At 60.9% G+C, this 16751-nt stretch carries 15 protein-coding genes; 9 read left to right on the forward strand and 6 right to left on the reverse strand.

The annotated features are described in order from the left end of the window. A partial coding sequence (locus GTP90_RS31375) for a class I SAM-dependent methyltransferase (protein WP_161087196.1) occupies positions 1–251 on the reverse strand: 251 nt, incomplete at its 3' end. Between the two features lie 74 nt (positions 252–325). Here GTP90_RS31375 and GTP90_RS31380 point away from each other — a divergent pair. Together GTP90_RS31380 and GTP90_RS31385 are read left to right on the forward strand one after the other, a co-directional pair. Further along, positions 326–718, forward strand: a complete 393-nt coding sequence (locus GTP90_RS31380; protein WP_161087197.1) for a helix-turn-helix domain-containing protein — start codon at positions 326–328, stop codon at positions 716–718. A 174-nt stretch (positions 719–892) separates the two neighbouring features. Further along, a complete protein-coding gene (locus GTP90_RS31385) occupies positions 893–1513 on the forward strand; it encodes a hypothetical protein (RefSeq protein WP_161087198.1) in 621 nt (206 codons plus the stop codon). Positions 1514–1611: 98 nt separating this feature from the next. Here the strand turns inward: GTP90_RS31385 and GTP90_RS31390 are convergent, their stop codons facing one another. Then, a complete protein-coding gene (locus tag GTP90_RS31390) occupies positions 1612–3012 on the reverse strand; it encodes a DEAD/DEAH box helicase (protein ID WP_161087199.1) in 1401 nt (466 codons plus the stop codon). Positions 3013–3386: 374 nt separating this feature from the next. Between GTP90_RS31390 and GTP90_RS31395 the strand changes: the two genes are divergently transcribed. Then, positions 3387–3623, forward strand: a complete 237-nt coding sequence (locus GTP90_RS31395) for a hypothetical protein (RefSeq protein ID WP_161087200.1) — start codon at positions 3387–3389, stop codon at positions 3621–3623. Next, positions 3620–4045 (forward strand): hypothetical protein, encoded by a 426-nt coding sequence (locus GTP90_RS31400; RefSeq protein ID WP_161087201.1) that lies wholly within the window; start codon positions 3620–3622, stop codon positions 4043–4045. Before GTP90_RS31395 ends, GTP90_RS31400 begins: the two co-directional genes overlap by 4 nt. A 62-nt stretch (positions 4046–4107) precedes the next feature. Here the strand turns inward: GTP90_RS31400 and fabI are convergent, their stop codons facing one another. Together fabI and GTP90_RS31410 are read right to left on the reverse strand one after the other, a co-directional pair. After that, positions 4108–4899 carry an enoyl-ACP reductase FabI gene (fabI, locus tag GTP90_RS31405; protein WP_161087202.1) on the reverse strand — a complete coding sequence of 264 codons (792 nt, stop codon included), beginning with the start codon at positions 4897–4899 and terminating at the stop codon, positions 4108–4110. Positions 4900–5108: 209 nt separating this feature from the next. Further along, complete coding sequence (locus tag GTP90_RS31410; RefSeq protein WP_161087203.1) at positions 5109–6485, reverse strand: transglycosylase SLT domain-containing protein; 1377 nt, start codon at positions 6483–6485, stop codon at positions 5109–5111. Positions 6486–6711: 226 nt separating this feature from the next. Here GTP90_RS31410 and GTP90_RS31415 point away from each other — a divergent pair, with 226 nt between their 5' ends. The 3 genes from GTP90_RS31415 (at position 6712) to GTP90_RS31425 (ending at position 9694) form a co-directional block, all read left to right on the forward strand. Beyond that, entirely contained in the window at positions 6712–7269 is a 558-nt protein-coding gene (locus GTP90_RS31415) for a DUF1415 domain-containing protein (RefSeq protein ID WP_161087204.1), read from the forward strand. Further along, positions 7266–7457 (forward strand): DUF1289 domain-containing protein, encoded by a 192-nt coding sequence (locus tag GTP90_RS31420; protein ID WP_229213323.1) that lies wholly within the window; start codon positions 7266–7268, stop codon positions 7455–7457. Before GTP90_RS31415 ends, GTP90_RS31420 begins: the two co-directional genes overlap by 4 nt. Before the next feature lie 131 nt (positions 7458–7588). Continuing rightward, positions 7589–9694 carry a P-loop ATPase, Sll1717 family gene (locus GTP90_RS31425; protein ID WP_161087205.1) on the forward strand — a complete coding sequence of 702 codons (2106 nt, stop codon included), beginning with the start codon at positions 7589–7591 and terminating at the stop codon, positions 9692–9694. A gap of 45 nt (positions 9695–9739) precedes the next feature. Here GTP90_RS31425 and GTP90_RS31430 read toward each other — a convergent pair whose 3' ends face one another. Together GTP90_RS31430 and GTP90_RS31435 are read right to left on the reverse strand one after the other, a co-directional pair. Further along, positions 9740–10387 carry a hypothetical protein gene (locus tag GTP90_RS31430; protein WP_161087206.1) on the reverse strand — a complete coding sequence of 216 codons (648 nt, stop codon included), beginning with the start codon at positions 10385–10387 and terminating at the stop codon, positions 9740–9742. A gap of 192 nt (positions 10388–10579) precedes the next feature. Continuing rightward, positions 10580–11089, reverse strand: a complete 510-nt coding sequence (locus tag GTP90_RS31435; RefSeq protein ID WP_161087207.1) for a DUF1993 domain-containing protein — start codon at positions 11087–11089, stop codon at positions 10580–10582. Between the two features lie 174 nt (positions 11090–11263). Between GTP90_RS31435 and GTP90_RS31440 the strand changes: the two genes are divergently transcribed. Then, a complete protein-coding gene (locus GTP90_RS31440) occupies positions 11264–14383 on the forward strand; it encodes an EAL domain-containing protein (protein WP_161087208.1) in 3120 nt (1039 codons plus the stop codon). Between the two features lie 18 nt (positions 14384–14401). Continuing rightward, positions 14402–16672 (forward strand): xanthine dehydrogenase family protein molybdopterin-binding subunit, encoded by a 2271-nt coding sequence (locus GTP90_RS31445; RefSeq protein ID WP_161087209.1) that lies wholly within the window; start codon positions 14402–14404, stop codon positions 16670–16672. Positions 16673–16751: the final 79 nt, after the last annotated feature.

Genomic DNA, 16751 nt, shown 5'->3' on the forward strand with positions numbered 1-16751 from the left:
CGGGCGGCGGCGATCATCGGGCCGGAGATGTCGATGCCGGTGCAGCGACGGTCCGCGCCCAGGCGGCGCGCGGCGGCCAGCGTGGTGGCGCCGGTGCCGCAGCCCACGTCCAGCAGGCTTTGCGTGGCGGGCGGGATGGCTTGCATCAGCAGGTCTTCGATGGGCTGGAACATGTGGTCGAGCAGGGCTTGCGCGGCGACCCAGGTGTTGCCGCCTGTGCCTTGCCATATTGTGCTTTGCTGCTGGTTCATGGTTTCATCCTTTCGCTTGTCGTGGAAATACGGAAGTGCTACTGTGCCACTTCAAGTCAACTTGAGGTCAAGCGATGGCGAGCATGGACATAGCTGAAGTGGTGCGGATATCGGGCACGCCCGCGTCCACGTTGCGATTCTACGAGGAAAAGGGACTGATCGCCTCAATTGGCAGGCACGGCCTGCGGCGCATCTTCGACGCCGGGGTGGTCGAGCGGCTGGCCCTGATCGCGCTGGGCCGCGCCTCCGGCTTTTCGCTGGACGAGATCGCGGGCATGTTCGGCGCCGACGGCGACCTGCGCATCGACCGCCACCTGCTGACCGCCAAGGCGGACGATCTGGATCGCACCATCAAAAAACTCACCATCATGCGCGACGGCCTGCGGCACGCCGCCGTCTGCAAAGCCGCCAGCCACATGGAATGCCCGACGTTCCGCCGGATCTTGCGGATCACCGCAAGGAAGTAGGGCGCGCCTGTGGGGGTATGTACATGGGGTGCTCTTCGCCGCTCCTTCTAGCAGAGCTTCGATTTCCGCTTCGGCTTTCTTCTATTTTTTCAAGCATTGAACGATTTCCGGACTTCCCGGTCTAAATATGGGAGAGCCGAAGAAAATAGGGGAGAAAATCGAATGAATACTACAATGAGCGTGCAACTGCCCACCGATACCCTGCTCAAGCTGATCGAGAAACTGCGCCGCCGTGGCGGCTCGCAAGATCTGTCGGAAGCCTTGACCCAAGCCGTTGAATGTTGGCTGTCGGATCCGGCCCGATTCGAACCGGGTGCGGACCTGTCGGGTATCCACGGCTACCAATGGAAAACGCTGTTTCTTCCCGAAGGCACCGTGCTGAAATCATGGAGCTACGGCGAAAACAACTACGCGCGCGTTGAAGGCGACCAGATCATCCACAACGGCCATGCGGTATCGCCGAACGAGTTCGCGCAATCGTTCGCCCGCTCGACGCGCAACGCATGGCGTGATTTATCCATCCGTCGCCCGGGCGACAAGACCTACAAATCAGCGTACCGGCTGCGCGATGAACTGGCCGCCGCGTCGAAGGCGCCTGCGGCAACGCCTGCCCCTACGATCATGCCGGCCCCAGTCGCTGTCTCGCCATTGGCCGCCGCATCAACGCCAGCGTCACCCGCGCCGCAGGCCACGCCGCCAGCCAGCACGCCACCACGCGACACCAATAGCGAGCCCGGCTGGGATTTACCGGAGCGCAGAAAATTCCGCTACCGTCTGGAAGACGTCGGCTATTAGGCCACCCGGACTTCCCTTGGCTGAACGCTGCCCTCAATGCAAAAAGCCCCCGCTGGCACTAGTGCAGGCGGGGGCTTTTTAATTCAGCGGACTACCGATTAACGGTCGCCGTAGCTGCGGCGTGCGCCGTCGGTGCTGCGTGGGTTGCTGCCCTTGTAGCCGCCGCCGGTGCTGCCTTCCTTGCGCGGTGCGCCCGGCTTGCTGAACGTGCGCTGGCCTGGCTTGGCGCCGCCGCGGTTGTCGCCCGGCTTCCAGCCGCCTGGACGCGGAGCCGAACGCGATGCCGACGCGGTCTTCTTCGGCTCGTAGCCTTCGATGACGTTGACCGGAATCAGCTGCTTGGTGAAGCGCTCGATACGCTTGACGTTCATGCCTTCGGCATGGTTCACCAGCGAGATCGCCAGGCCGTTGCGGCCCGCGCGGCCGGTGCGGCCGATGCGGTGCACGTAGTCCTCGGGGAACTTCGGCAGGTCGTAGTTGAACACGTGGGTGATGGTCGGCACGTCGATGCCGCGGGCGGCAACGTCGGTGGCGATCAGGATCTTCACCTGGCCGCGGCGCAGGCTGTCGAGCGTGCGGTTGCGGGCGCCCTGGTGCATGTCGCCATGCAGCGCGGCGGCCGAGAAACCGGCGATGTTCAGGCGGTCGGCGATGGTGTCGGCGTCGCGCTTGGTGGCGGTGAAGACCACGGCCTGGTCCAGCGAGTCGTCGCGCAGCAGGTGGTCCAGCAGGCGGTTCTTGTGCGACAGGTCGTCGACGAAGTGCACGCGCTGGGTGATGTTCTCATGCTTGTTGGCGGCGCTGAGGATCTGGATGATCTGCGGATCCTTGGTGATGCGGCGCGCCATGTTGCCGACCACGCCGTCCAGCGTGGCCGAGAACAGCATGGTCTGGCGGGTCGACGGGGTCGCTTCGACGATCTTCTCGATGTCGTCGATGAAGCCCATGTCCAGCATGCGGTCGGCTTCGTCCAGCACCAGGATTTCCAGTTGCGAGAAGTCGATCTTGCCCGATTCCATGTGGTCGATCAGGCGGCCTGGGGTTGCCACCAGAATCTCGGGATTCTTGGCCAGCAGTTGCATCTGTTTTGGATAAGGCATACCGCCCAGGATCGACACGGCCTTGATGCGGCGCAGGTTGACGCTGTACTTGTCGGTATTGGTGGTCACTTGCAGGGCCAGTTCGCGGGTTGGGGTCAACACCAGCATCTTAGGCTGTGCGGCTTTGAAACGTGGGCGCTCGCCACGGGCGCGGGCGGCTTGCATTTCCTGGTTTGGAGTCTTGCCGGCGGCTGCCGGGTCGATCTCGGACAAACGGTGCAGCGACGGCAGCATGAACGCTGCAGTCTTGCCGGAACCGGTTTGCGAGGATACCAACAAGTCCTTGCCTGCGATCGCCGCAGGGATAGCCTGCTGCTGTACCGGGGTCGGCGCGGTGTAGCCGGCGTCGGTCAGGGCTTTGATGAGGGACGTGTTGAGACCAAGTGCTTCAAATGTCATGCTGTTCTTTCGTAAAAAACCGGCGTTCGTGCAAAAGCCGAACGCGAAATAGCTACGCCTACCAAAACGAAATGACTCAATCAAAATCGAAAGAAATTTCGGCACAAAAGCTTTGCGCCGGGACGGTGTCAGGTGCGACACCAAAGGCGGGAGGGCTTTATAAGCGACATCAGGGTGATGCGCTAAGGCTTGCGAAGCTGCTAGTAATACCTGGCTGGTCAATCGGCGCTGCTTTTGTTGCAGCGCGCTCATTGCAGCGCACAGGCGACACTATACAGCACTACGGGTGGTCTGTATAGGTCAGTCTCTTTCTATTGTGCAGCGCCGCAGTTATTTATATGATAATTTCGAGGTTTTGATGGTGGGGGTAAGCCATGTTCATGCCGTGGGCAGTGACGATGATGTTGTCGGGTACGCCGGGCGCGGTGCTGGAGTTGACGCCGCAGGAGCTGGCCGCCTATGTCGCCGGCCACGAGCTGGTGGTGGTGCAGCTGACCTTGCCCGATCCCGGCTGCGGCTACTGCAAGGGCGCCGACCGGGTGTTCGACATGTCGGCCTCGTTGCCGCACCAGCCCGGGCGGGTGGCCGCCGGCCTGAAGGAGCTGCCATGAGTGTACATACCTACTGGATTGTCGATATCGACGCCACCGCCGGGGAGGCGCCGGCGCTGGCCGACAAGGTGCGGCAGTGGCTGGTGGAGCAGGAGATCATCCAGCCCGGCATCGTCACCGAGCGCACCGTGTTTCATGCCGGCGAGGGCGATGTCGGCCCCTTCGTCTGCCCGCACTGCGGCGCGACGCATTTCGACCTGCCCTGGTCGCCGCCGACCGAGGCTTGGTACGAAGGCGAGGGCGACAGCAGCCTGGGCTGTCCCGCCTGCGGCACGTCCAGCAGCATCGCCGAATGGCAAAGCGGCTGGGCCTACGGCCACCTCGGCTTCGGCTTCGTCGAGGGCCGGATGCTGGACAAGCTGCGCGACGAGCTCGCGGCCCTGACCGGCCACCGCCTGCGCGTCGTGCACGAACACCTGTAATCCGCCGCGCAAACAAAAACGCCCGGCATGGCCGGGCGTCGTGAGCGTCAGCGCGGCTGCGATCAGAGGTAGTCTTCCGCGTTCAGGCCCATGACGTGCGAGAAGCCGCCGTCGACGTAGGTGATCTCGCCGGTGATGCCGGAGGCCAGGTCCGACAGCATGAAGGCGGCGGTGTTGCCCACTTCCTCGATGGTGACGTTGCGGCGCAGCGGCGCGTGCGACGAGGCAAAGCCCAGCAGCTTGCCGAAGTCCTTGATGCCGGACGCGGCCAGGGTCTTGATCGGGCCGGCCGAGATGCCGTTGGCGCGGATGCCCAGCTTGCCCAGGTTTTCCGCCAGGTAGCGTACCGACGCTTCCAGCGAAGCCTTGGCCAGGCCCATGGTGTTGTAGTAAGGGATGGCGCGCACCGCGCCCAGGTACGACAAGGTCAGCAGCGACGAGCCTTCCTTCAGCAGCGGCAGCGCGGCCTTGGCCATGGCCGGGAAGCTGTAGGCCGAGATGTCGTGGGCGATGCGGAAGTTCTCGCGGGTCAGGCCGTCCAGGAACTCGCCGGCGATCGCCTCGCGCGGCGCGAAGCCGATCGCGTGCACCAGGCCGTCCAGCTGCGACCAGCTCTTGCCCAGGTCGGCGAACAGCGCGGCGATCTGCTCGTCGCTCGAGACGTCGCAGTCATACACCAGCTTGCTGCCGAATTCGGCGGCGAATTCGGTGATGCGGTCCTTGAAGCGCTCGCCGACGTAGGTGAACGCCAGCTCGGCGCCCTCGCGGTGGCAGGCCTTGGCGATACCGTAGGCGATGGAACGGTTCGACAGCAAACCGGTGATGAGGATTTTTTTGCCTTGCAAGAACGCCATAGTGACTCCAATTGCAACTGCGCGCCTAGTCTTGCCATGTTCAGCTGGCTGGCGACGTCAGTGGGGTTGTTATTTATGTGAGAGGCCCGTTGCCGGCCGCCGCAAGACCAAGATTGTAGGGCGACTGGGCCGCGACTGCAACCTTTGATCGCTGCGGCGGCCCCGGCGGCATGCGCCCGGGCCGGGGCCGGGCGGGCTGCGTTGGCTGTTTAATTGCCGCGGTGGCGGGGCTTGTGGGCGTCGCGCGGCACGCGCGCCTTGACCAGTGCCACCGGACCGGACTTGGCGGTCTTGCCGCCCTTGGCCAGTTTGTAGCCGGACCTGCCGGTGGTGCGCTCGCGCTCGGCCTCGAAGGCCACGGTGGCGTTGCGCTCCACCTCGGGCGAGATGTCCACGCTGGCCGAGGTCGAGATCTTCGGCACCAGGATGGTGGAGCCGGCCTTGAGCAGCGACTTCTGCGGGATGTTGTTGGCCTGGCGGATGACTTCCGGCGTGGTGTGGAAGCGCGAGGCCAGCACGCCGATGCTTTCGCGGGCGGTGGTGATCTTGTGCGTGGTCCAGGTCGACAGTTCCTTGCCCCATTGGGCCAGGTTCAGGTGGAACTTGGCGGCGTTTTCCTTGGGCAGCAGGATCTTGGTCTGCTCGTCGCCGGTGATGACCGGGCGCTTGAACTGCGGATTGAGCGCCTTGAACTCGTCGACCGACAGCTCGGCCAGGTGGGCGGCGATGGTCAGGTCGATGTCGCTGGTCTTGTCGACCGCCGTGAAGTACGGCGTGTTGTCGATGGCCGGCAGGTTCAGGCCGTACTGGGCCGGATTGGCGATGATGTTCTTGACCGCCTGCAGCTTGGGCACGTAGTTGCGGGTCTCGGCCGGCATCAGCTCGGCCAGGCTCTCGAAGTCGGTCGGCTTGCCGGCCGCCTGGTTGCGCTTGATGGCCTTCTGCACCGAGCCTTCGCCCCAGTTATACGCGGCCAGCGCCAGTTGCCAGTCGCCGAACATGTCGTACAGGCGCTGCAGGTAGGTCAGGGCGGCGTCGGTCGAGGCCAGGATGCCGCGGCGCTCGTCCTTGAAGGCGTCCTGCTTGAGGTTGAAGTCGCGGCCGGTGCCCGGCACGAACTGCCACATGCCGGCCGCGTTCGCGCTCGACAGCGCCTGCGGGTTGAACGCGGACTCGATGAACGGCAGCAGCGCCAGCTCGGTCGGCATGCCGCGCTTCTCCAGCTCGGTGACCACGTGGAACAGGTAGCGCGAGGCGCGCGCCGTGGTGCGGCTGATGTAGTCGGGACGGGTGGCGTACCAGTTGACGTGCTTGGCCACCAGCTCGTTGTTGATGTCCGGGATGGCGTAGCCGCTGCGGATGCGGCCCCACACGTCTTTTTCGCGGAAAGCATCCTCGTCGACCGCTTTGGCCGGCTTGTTGATTTTCAGGGAGGAGACATCGAGGGCGGGGGACTTGGGGAGGGCGGACAGCGGCATCGACGACGCCGGCAGGCCCGGCGCTTCATCGTGCGCCTGGACCATCGCCGGCGCCATCAGGGCCAGCAGCGTCGCCAGGGCGGCGGATTTAGAAATACGTGCTTGCATAGTTTTCCATTGTTATCGACCAGCAACATCGATCGGACTATGAATAAACGTGGAGTGTACGAAGGTCGCCCGGTCGAGTCAAGAAATATGTCAGCAGGATGACGAATTCTTTTATGCAATCGTTCCACGTAAATAGGCGGAAAATGCCAGCAAAATCGCGGAAGTATGAGTTCCCGCAAAGAGTGCGTACAATTCCGCTTTTGAGCAGTCACCAAGGAATTGAATTATGAGTAGCCCCGCCATCGATTACGACGCCGTCATCGCCGAGACCGTCAATTGGGTGGAGCAGGCCGTCATCGGCCTGAACCTGTGTCCGTTTGCCAAGGCCGTCCATGTGAAAAAGCAGATCCGCTACGTGGTCAGCGACGCCGACACCCCGGAGGCGCTGCTGGCCCAGCTGCTGGAGGAACTGGAATACCTGGCCGAGACCTCGCCCGAGAAGGTCGACACGACCATGCTGATCCATCCGAACGTGCTGGCCGATTTCGAGGACTTCAACGAGTTCCTGGACGTGGCCGACGCCGCGCTGGAGGACGTGGAGCTGGACGGCATCCTGCAGGTGGCCAGCTTCCACCCGGACTACCAGTTCGCCGACACCCACCCGAACGACATCGAGAACTACACCAACCGCTCGCCGTACCCGACGCTGCACCTGCTGCGCGAGGACAGCGTGGAGCGCGCGGTGGAAGCCTTCCCCGAGGCCGGCGAGATCTTTGAAAAGAACATCGAGACGCTGCGCGCCCTGGGCCACGACGGCTGGGACAAGCTGATGAAGGTGAAATGATGGCCGACCTGCCGGTCCGGCCGGACACGCCGTGCGTGGCGGTGTGCTCGACCACCTTCGACGAGATCTGCCGCGGCTGCGGCAGGTCGGTGGTCGAGGTGGCGCACTGGGTGTCGATGAGCGCCGAGCAGAAGGAGCTGGTGTGGCAGCGCATCCTGGCGCAGGGCTACCCGCGCCGGAACACCTGAGTTCGAAATTCTCGGGTGCATGTCTTTTTTTAACGTAGTCTAGCTTGATTGCAAACTCTTCTTGGATCAATCCGAACATGCTACTATTGCTGAATGTTATTAAATATTAACGTCTAGATAGATAGTTGACTATGAGTAGTTTGGAAAATAAGGGCAATGTGCTAGGCGATGTTCGGGCTGAACAAGACAAGGCGATGCTTGATGTAGCTTTCTACGATTGGCAGGATCACAAGATTCTCTCCGAGGCAAGTGATCGCTATCTGGTGGTGGGACGGCGTGGTACAGGAAAAAGTGCGTTAACTTATAAACTTAACGAAGAGTGGCGTGCTCAAAGAGATTTCGTAGTAGTTGTTGCCCCTAACGAAGAAGACGTTATCGGCCTTCGTGCCACGGCAACTAAGTTCGGTACGTCGCTGCCTCGTATAAGAGCTGCTATTAAGACCGGCTGGCGTTATGCTTTAGTTATGGAGATTGCGGAGAAGTTATCTAATCACTACAAGGCACAAAAAGACATTGCCGATTCAATTTTCTTAAATAAGGCATTAAAGCAGTGGCAGAGTCTTGGTGGGACTATAATTTCTCGTTTAAAGAAGACGTTGCAATCATCGATAGTAGCTGGCGAAGAGCCTGAGGAAAGTATTTCTGAGCTTGCTGGTCGATTGCGTGTGAACGATATAACAGATGAGCTTTGCCATTCGTTGAAGCAGTCTGGTCGACGGGTTATGGTTCTAATTGATCGTTTAGATGAGGGCTATGAACCGGATGAAATTGGGATTGGGATCGTTGACGGAATAATTTATGGATCTGATGATCTTCGACAGCGCGCCGAATTAATTAAAACATTCCTGTTTTTGCGCGATAACGTCTTCCGTGCAATCCAGAATTTCGATCAAGACTTTACTCGAAATATTGAGGGGAGCGTCCTGCGCTTGCACTGGGACGTCCAAGAACTGTTTCATATGGTCTGTAGGCGGATACGCAGTGCCTTCGGCATTACTACCGAAAGTGATACGCGAGTTTGGAATGCGGTTACGGCTAATGAGCTCCATGGAATTCAAGGATTTAAGTCTGTTTTAAAAATGACGTTGTATCGGCCTCGAGACCTTATTTCCTTGCTGAATACTGCTTTTTACAACGCATCTAAGGCTAATAGAAAGCATCTGATACTTGAGGATCTAGCTGCCTCGGCAAATCATATTTCGCAGATCCGATATGATGATCTTCGAAAGGAATATTCTTCAGTTTTCCCTGGAATTTCCGAAGTAACGCGGACGCTATCCGTCTTAGGGGCACAATTTAGCGTGGATGAGGCTAAACGAGTATTGACTGAGCTTAGCGAGAAAACGCAAGATATCCACCTTGCACAGCATATTGCAATTATGGGGTCATCTGAAGAAATTCTAAAGTCCCTTTATGGAATTGGGTATGTAGGACTCGTAGATAAACTTTCAGGAAATACGATATTTAGCCATGATGGGAAAAAGCCCGATCAGTTATTCGAAAATTCTTCGTTGCTGATGATTCATCCCTGCTATCGTAGTGCTTTAGGTATTGCACTCGATCCAGCAGATCAAAATAGTGCCGAACAGATATACGACGAATATGACATTACTATTTCTTCGGAAGTGAAGGAACAACGCAACAAGCTAATTGGTAGGCTAATCTCAGAGCTGGATGGGATTGAAAAGGGCGATGAGGATTCCAGTCTCTTTAAAGACTGGGCTAAGCGATCGATTGATTTGATTGCTGCGAGGAAGCTTCAAAATATCCAATCCCGGTCGATTGATAGTGAGTCGCTGAATAGTGAAATCACTGCTACTAATAGGGCATTGGATGGTTTTTGGCGTGATATTCTTAATAAATATCACTCTCGTCAAATTATTTTTAAAGTACAAAACCACGAAAAGTTAACCGCTGATGATTATCGGCAATGTGCAGCAAAAATTGGTGGTGAGTACGGTGATATCGGTTTTATAATCTGCCGAGATCCCCAGAAGGAATTGTCGAAGGGCGGTGAGCTGGAGATTTTTCAGTCATTGTATCAAGATGGTCACAAATTAATAATAAAGCTTACCGCTTCATTTATTATTGGTTTGCTGTCGAAGCTTCGGAGTCCGCAGAAATATGATCAGATCGATGAGGCTTTAGAAAAACATCTTGCTGGTTATCTTCGGCTTTATGTTTCTGGATTTGTTGCGATTGATAATTCTGCCCGGAAGAAAAAAATAAAAGTTTGAGTTTTTTGAAAGCGGGAGGGTAATATGATTACTCTTCGGATGCACTTACTTTTTTTTCTTTCCTTGTAAATCTCTTCGAATATCAATCCAAGCCAGCTCAAGTACTTCTTGAGCTTTATTGGTAAATTCCGTTATTTTTTCGTCGAATATCGACCCGTTATCATCGATATTGTCAGCTATCTCATCCATCAGATCGACCAGTTCGCGAGTGTAACTTTTTTCCTTATCTAGCATTACCCTAATAGTTGCGCGAGTTGTCGTTATTTTTGTAAGTAGTGGTTCTGCTTCTTGTTTATTCAAAAAATCGGGATCGCGGGCACATTTCATGTTGATTTCAAGCGCTGCACTAATATAGCTTGTGACGGTGGTCCTAAGCTCTGCTTGCCAAGCATGTCGAAAATTTGCAGTGGTGCTACGTACTTGAAAACGCTGATTAGCCCAAGTAAACCAAGCGGCTACGACAGCAATCACTAAGGGCGTAATGACGGTAGCAGGCCAATCAGTGGGCGTGTCTACGACTATTTGGAGCGGTTTAGGTGATATCGTTAGCTCGTAATTTTTTAGACTTGGTTCTTTGGTCGAGGCGGTGTCAGTTATTTTGGTTGGCGCAACGGTAACTATTTTAGCCGTAGAATGCTCCAATTTGGATCCCACGGAATCTTTTTCTGATAAAGCCGTGTTAGCTGTAGTCATGTCTATTACTAAAAGAATGTTTGGGATTGGATTCTAAACGAATGAAACACAATTACACTTCTACTTGGATTTTTTTTGCGGTGTATCAATGTGACTGAATTGTAGCCTTCAGATCGCACTGTCGATAGAGAATTCATGCCCCCTAACGGCAGAGGCATGGACAACTATACATGGCTTCCCATAATCTGAGAATTAATACGTGCCGATGAAGTTCTTCTTGCCGATGTCCAGGCCGTTGTGGCGCAGGATGTCGTACGCCGTGGTGGCGTGGAAGAAGAAGTGCGGCAGCGCGTAGTGGAACAGATAGGTCTGGCCGGTGAAGTGCTTGGTCTTCTCGCCGCTGCCGGTGGTGATGGCGCGCGTCTCGCTGCCCTCGATGGCGCTGGCCGGCACGCTGTCGATGTAGGCCAGGGTCTTGACGATGCGGGCCTTCAGTTCGGCGAAGCTGGTTTCGGTGTCCTCGTACGAAGGCACGTCCAGGCCGCCCAGGCGGGCCGCCGCGCCCTTCGAGAAGTCGCAGGCGATCTGGATCTGGCGGGTGAACGGCAGCATGTCCGGGAACAGGCGGAACTGCAGCAGCGCGTTCGGGTCGATCTTTTTCTCGGCCGCGTGGGTCTCGGCCTTGTCGAGGATGGCCAGCAGACTGTTCAGGATCTGTTTGAACACGGGGATGGAGGCGGAGTACATGGAGAATGTGGTCATGGCGGAGCCCTCTGTTGAATGGAGCCGCGATGATAGCCTGCCTGTGGGTTTTTTGCTGGGAGCATGACTTTTTCGCCAGTTTCCGTGCATAATTCCATCAAGTAACCCTAAAGTTTGCGCGACGAACCCCCTATACACAGATGATGCAAACTTATCAAGACGGCGTACCGGTGCATGATTAGCGCCCTCTATCAACGGCTGCGTACCCGGCTCGGCGCCCTGTACGGTCTCTCGATCTATGGAGCGCTGTTGCTGGTGGTGTTCGGCGGCCTGGTCATCCCGGCCATCATCGGCAGCTATCTGCTGATCGGCGTGCACGAGCAGCAGTCGGCGCGCGTGGCGCTCAACGAATCGCTGCAGCGCAACGCCGACATCCTGGCGCTGGGCATGCAGGAATCGCTGTGGAACATGAACGCCGAGTCGGCCCATTCGCTGGTCGAATCGGTGATGCGCGACCAGTCGGTGCTGCAGGTCGAGGTGGTCGGCCAGGCCGACACCCAGTTCATGAGCGTGCATTCGCCGCGGCGCGCGGCCGGCAACGTGTACCGCGCCGAGCGCGAAATCCTGGTGCGCGGCGAGCGCATCGGCCGCATCACGGTCGAGATGGACGACGCCCGCAGCCAGCAGGAGCTGCGCGAGAAGCAGCTGTCGTACGTGTTCGTGCTGGCCGGGCAGCTGATGGTGTCGCTGCTGCTGATCGTGCTGTTCCTCAATTCCCGCCTGATCAAGCCGCTGCGCAAGCTGATGCGCTTCTCCGACCGCCTGTCGCACGGCGACTTCGAAACCCGGCTGGACCTGGTCGGCAGCGACGAGCTGGGCCGCCTGGCCAGCCAGCTGGAGCAGATGCGGGTGGCGATCAAGCGCCTGTTCGAGGACATCGGCCAGCGCGAGGAGCGTTTCCGCACCATCGTCACCCAGGTGCCGGGCGCGGTGTTCCGCTTCCGCCCCGACGGCCCGATCGACTTCGTGTCGGACGCCATCGAAGAGATCTCCGGCTACTCCGCCGCCCAGTTCATGCGCAGCACCACTCACTCGTGGACCAACCTGATCGCGCCGGAAGACCGCAAGAAGCAGCGCCGCGCCGTCTCCGAGGCGATCCGCGGCGCCCAGCCGTACGAGGTCGAATACCGCATCCTGGACGCCTCCGGCACCGAGCGCTGGGTGGCCGAGAACGGCCAGCCGCAGCCGCACGACGGCGAGGGCAACGCGCCCTGGGTGGACGGCATCATCTCCGACATCAGCATGCGCAAGCACAACGAGATGCGCATCGAGGCGCTGCTGGCCGAGCAAAGCGCCATCCTCGACAACGTCATGTTCGGCGTGATGTTCGTCCGCAACCGCAAGATCGTCTCGGTCAACCGCCGCTGCGAGGAGCTGTTCGGCTACGAGCCGGGCGCCATGACCGGGGCCTCGACCTCGATCGTCTTCCCCAACTCCTTCGATTTCGAATCGGCCGGCGCGCGCCAGTACCCGTCGCTATCCGAGGGCGACTACTTCAACGAGGAGCGCCACTACCGCCGCAAGGACGGCAGCCTGTTCTGGTGCATGGTCAGCGGCTACGCGCTCGACAACAAGCGCGCCAACGAGGGCAGCATCTGGGTGTACGCCGACATCACCGCCCGCAAGGAGGCCGAGGAGAAGCTGCGCCTGTCCGCCACCGTGATCGAGCACATCGCCGACGGCGTGGTGGTGCTGGACGCCCAGGGCGTCATCGTCGCCGTCAACCCGGCCTTCACGCAGATCACCGGCTACACCGAGGCCGAGGCGCTGGGCCGCGACCGTACGCTGACGCGCTCCGGCCGCCACGACACCGAGTTCTACGCCGACATGTGGAAGGCGCAGGTGGAAAAAGGCTTCTGGCGCGGCGAGATCTGGAACCAGCGCAAGAACGGCGAGCTGTACCTGGAATGGCTGACGGTGAGCGCGGTGCGCGACACGCGCGGCGAGACCACGCACTACGTCGGCGTCTTCAGCGACATCACCAAGGCCAAGGAATCGCAGGAAAAGCTGGACCACCTGGCCCACCACGACCCGCTGACCGCGCTGCCTAACCGCCTGCTGTTCCACGACCGCCTGCAGCACGCGCTGCAGCGCGCCTCGCGCGACGGCGAGCAGCTGGCGCTGCTGTTCATCGACCTGGACCGCTTCAAGAACGTCAACGACACGCTGGGCCACCACATCGGCGACGAGCTGCTCAAGCAGGTCGCCAAGGCGCTGCAGGAGCGCCTGCGCGAGGGTGACACGCTGGCGCGCCTGGGCGGCGACGAATTCATCGTCCTGCTGGAGAATATCGAGAACCAGTTCGGCGCCAGCCAGGTCGCCGAGAAGCTGGTGCAGATGTTCGAGCAGCCGTTCATGGTGGCCGGCCACGAGCTGTTCGTCACCTGCAGCGTCGGCATCAGCGTGTTCCCGGAGGACGCGGTCGACCTGAACATGCTGATCCGGAACGCCGACGTCGCCATGTACCAGGCCAAGGCGCGCGGGCGCAACGGCTACAGCTTCTACACGCCGTCGATGACGGGCGAGGGCGTCGAGCGCCTGCGGCTGGAGACCTTCCTGCGCCGCTCGATCGAAAAGGACGAGATCTTCCTCAACTACCAGCCGCAGGTGGAAATCGACACCGGCCGCCTGATCGGGGTCGAGGCGCTGGTGCGCTGGAACCATCCGGAACTGGGCCTGGTGCCGCCGATCCGCTTCATTCCGCTGGCCGAGGACACGGGCTTCATCAACCAGCTGGGCAAGTGGGTGCTGGAGGAGGCCTGCCGCCAGATGATGCGCTGGCAGGAAGCCGGCCTGCAGGTGCCGAAGATGGCGGTCAACCTGTCGGCCAAGCAGTTCGAGCGCGGCAGCATCGTCAACATGGTGGCCGACATCCTGCGCGAGACCGGCCTGGCGCCGGAGCGCCTGCAGCTGGAGGTGACCGAGTCGGTGATCATGAACACCGGCGACGCCATGGTCTTCATCAACGACCTGCACTCGATCGGCGTCGGCCTGGCGATCGACGATTTCGGCACCGGCTACTCGTCGCTGGCCTACCTGAAGCAGCTGCCGGTGCAGACGCTGAAGATCGACCGTTCCTTCATCAAGGACATCTCGACCGACGTCAACGACGAGGCCATCGCCATCGCCATCATCCAGCTGGGCAAGAGCATGAACCTGTCCGTGATCGCCGAGGGCGTCGAGACCGAGGAGCAGGCCGCGTTCCTGCTGCGGCACGGCTGCCACCAGGCGCAGGGCTATTTCTACAGCAAACCGGTGGCCGCCAGCGACATGCTGGCGCGCTGGCACCAATAACCAAACAAGGGAGACCGCATGCAGCCACAGTCCAAACGACGCCGCCGCTTTATCTTTGGCGGCGTGGCCGCCGCCGGCGCGCTGGTGGTCGGCTGGGGCGCCATGCCGCCGAGGCAGCGCCTGCACGCCTCGCATCCGATGCCGGTGGTCGGCAACGCGGTGGAGCTCAACGGCTGGGTGGCGGTAGCGCCGGACGGCATGGTCAACGTGGTCATGGCGCGCAGCGAGATGGGGCAGGGCGTGCACACCGCCTTGCCGATGCTGGTGGCCGAGGAGATGGACGTGCCGCTGTCCGCGGTGCGGCTGGTGCAGGCGCCGCACGATAAAATCTACGGCAATATCGCCATGCTCAAGGACGGCCTGCCGTTCCACCCGGACGACAACGGCGACCTGAAGGCGGTGGTCAGCTGGACCGTCGGCAAGGTCGCGCGCGAGCTGGGCCTGATCATCACCGGCGGCTCGTCCAGCGTGAAGGACGCGTGGCAGCCGATGCGCGAAGCCGGCGCCGCCGCGCGCGCCATGCTGGTGGCCGCCGCCGCCGCGCAGTGGCAGGTGCGTGCGGAGGACTGCCGCACCGGGGACGGCTTCGTCCTCCACGCCGACGGCAGGCGCCTGGCGTACGGCGCGCTGGCGGTGGCAGCGGCCACCTCCAAGCCGGGCGAGATCCGCCTGAAGTCGCCCAAGGATTTCAAGCTGATCGGCCGCCCGCAGCCGCGCCGCGACACGCCGTCCAAGGTGAACGGCACGGCGGTATATGGCCTCGACGTGCGTCCCCAGGGCATGGTGTACGCGGCGGTGCGGATGTCGCCGGTGATCGGCGGCCGGGTCGCCAGCGTCGACGCGGACGCGGTGCTGAAGATGCCGGGCGTGCTGCGCGTGGTCGATTTTTCCAGCGCGCTGCCGGCCAAGACCGGCGCCGGCGCCGGCGTGGCGGTGGTGGCCAAGAGCTGGTGGCAAGCCAGGCAGGCCGCGCTGGCCTTGCCGGTGCAGTGGACCGACGGCGATAACGCCAGGCTGTCGAGCGCCGCCATCTACGCCGAGTTCGCGGCCAGGCTGGACGCGGACTCCGGCCATGCCTACCACAAGGCAGGCGACATGGACGCGGTGGAAGGCAAGGCCGCCGGCGTCGCCAAAACCGTGACGGCGGAATATCGCGCACCCTACCTGGCGCATGCCGCGATGGAGCCGGTCAACTGCACGGCGCAGGTCAAGGACGGCTTCGTGTTCCTGTGGGCGCCGACCCAGTCGCCCGGCTTCGCGGTGGAGGCGGCGGCCAAGGCGGCCGGCGTCCCGACCGACAAGGTGGTGCTGGAGGTGACGATGCTGGGCGGCGGCTTCGGGCGCCGGCTGGATGTCGACATGGTGTCGCAGGTGGTCGCGGTGGCGCGGCACACCGGCGGCCTGCCGGTGCAGATGATCTGGGCGCGCGAGGACGACACCACGCACGACGTGTACCGCCCGGCCGCGCTGGCGCGCTTCAACGCCAGCCTGGACGCGGCGGGCAATGTGCTCGGTTACGACAACAAGTCGGCCAGCGGATCGGTGTCGCACCAATTCTTCAAGCGCAACCTCGGCCTGCCGCCCGGCGGGCCTGACAAGACCACGGTCGAAGGCGAATTCGACGTGCAGTACGAATTCCCCAACCAGCGCATCCGGCACGTGATTGTCGACAGCGCGGTGCCGCTGGGGTACTGGCGCTCGGTCGGGCACTCGCACAACGCCTTCTTCAAAGAGAGCTTCATCGACGAGCTGGCGCATGCGGCCGGCAAGGACAGCGTGGAATTCCGGCGCGGCCTGCTGAAGCGGCACCCGCGCCACCTGGCGGTGCTGGATGCGGCGGTGGCCAAGGCCGGCACCGCGCCGGCGGGCCGCGCGCACGGCGTGGCGCTGCACCAGTCGTTCGGCACCATCGTCGCGCAGGTGGCGGAAGTATCGGTGGAAGGCACGGAGATCCGCGTGCACCGCGTGGTGTGCGCGGTCGACTGCGGCATCGCCGTCAATCCCAACATCATCGCGCAACAGGTGGAATCGGCGGTGGTGTTCGGGCTATCGGCGGCCTTGTATGGCGCGGTGACGATCAAGGACGGCAAGGTCGAGCAGACCAGCTTCCACGACTACCCGGTGCTGCGCATCAACCAGGTGCCCGAGGTGGAAACCATCATCATGCCAAGCGCCGAGCATCCCGAAGGCATGGGCGAACCGGCCACACCGCCGATCGCACCGGCGGTCGCCAACGCCGTCTTCAAGCTGACCGGCAAACGCCTGCGCACCCTGCCTTTGACCATATAAAATTGGGGTCAAGTCTGACATTCGGACACGGCCTCTGCCGTAGCGGCGCCGCTACGGCAGAGGCCGTGTCCGAATGTCA

Source organism: Duganella vulcania (assembly GCF_009857655.1).
In the GTDB taxonomy this organism is placed as follows: domain Bacteria; phylum Pseudomonadota; class Gammaproteobacteria; order Burkholderiales; family Burkholderiaceae_D; genus Rugamonas; species Rugamonas vulcania.

Excerpts from the sequence above, each read along its gene's own strand:
- GTP90_RS31440 (WP_161087208.1), top strand. The coding sequence starts at position 11,264 with ATGATTAGCGCCCTCTATCAACGGCTGCGTACCCGGCTCGGCGCCCTG.
- fabI (WP_161087202.1), bottom strand. The coding sequence starts at position 4,899 with ATGGCGTTCTTGCAAGGCAAAAAAATCCTCATCACCGGTTTGCTGTCG.
- GTP90_RS31420 (WP_229213323.1), top strand. The coding sequence starts at position 7,266 with ATGATGGCCGACCTGCCGGTCCGGCCGGACACGCCGTGCGTGGCGGTG.
- GTP90_RS31430 (WP_161087206.1), bottom strand. The coding sequence starts at position 10,387 with ATGACTACAGCTAACACGGCTTTATCAGAAAAAGATTCCGTGGGATCC.
- GTP90_RS31410 (WP_161087203.1), bottom strand. The coding sequence starts at position 6,485 with ATGCAAGCACGTATTTCTAAATCCGCCGCCCTGGCGACGCTGCTGGCC.
- GTP90_RS31425 (WP_161087205.1), top strand. The coding sequence starts at position 7,589 with ATGAGTAGTTTGGAAAATAAGGGCAATGTGCTAGGCGATGTTCGGGCT.
- GTP90_RS31445 (WP_161087209.1), top strand. The coding sequence starts at position 14,402 with ATGCAGCCACAGTCCAAACGACGCCGCCGCTTTATCTTTGGCGGCGTG.
- GTP90_RS31385 (WP_161087198.1), top strand. The coding sequence starts at position 893 with ATGAGCGTGCAACTGCCCACCGATACCCTGCTCAAGCTGATCGAGAAA.
- GTP90_RS31415 (WP_161087204.1), top strand. The coding sequence starts at position 6,712 with ATGAGTAGCCCCGCCATCGATTACGACGCCGTCATCGCCGAGACCGTC.
- GTP90_RS31400 (WP_161087201.1), top strand. The coding sequence starts at position 3,620 with ATGAGTGTACATACCTACTGGATTGTCGATATCGACGCCACCGCCGGG.
- GTP90_RS31395 (WP_161087200.1), top strand. The coding sequence starts at position 3,387 with ATGTTCATGCCGTGGGCAGTGACGATGATGTTGTCGGGTACGCCGGGC.
- GTP90_RS31380 (WP_161087197.1), top strand. The coding sequence starts at position 326 with ATGGCGAGCATGGACATAGCTGAAGTGGTGCGGATATCGGGCACGCCC.
- GTP90_RS31435 (WP_161087207.1), bottom strand. The coding sequence starts at position 11,089 with ATGACCACATTCTCCATGTACTCCGCCTCCATCCCCGTGTTCAAACAG.
- GTP90_RS31390 (WP_161087199.1), bottom strand. The coding sequence starts at position 3,012 with ATGACATTTGAAGCACTTGGTCTCAACACGTCCCTCATCAAAGCCCTG.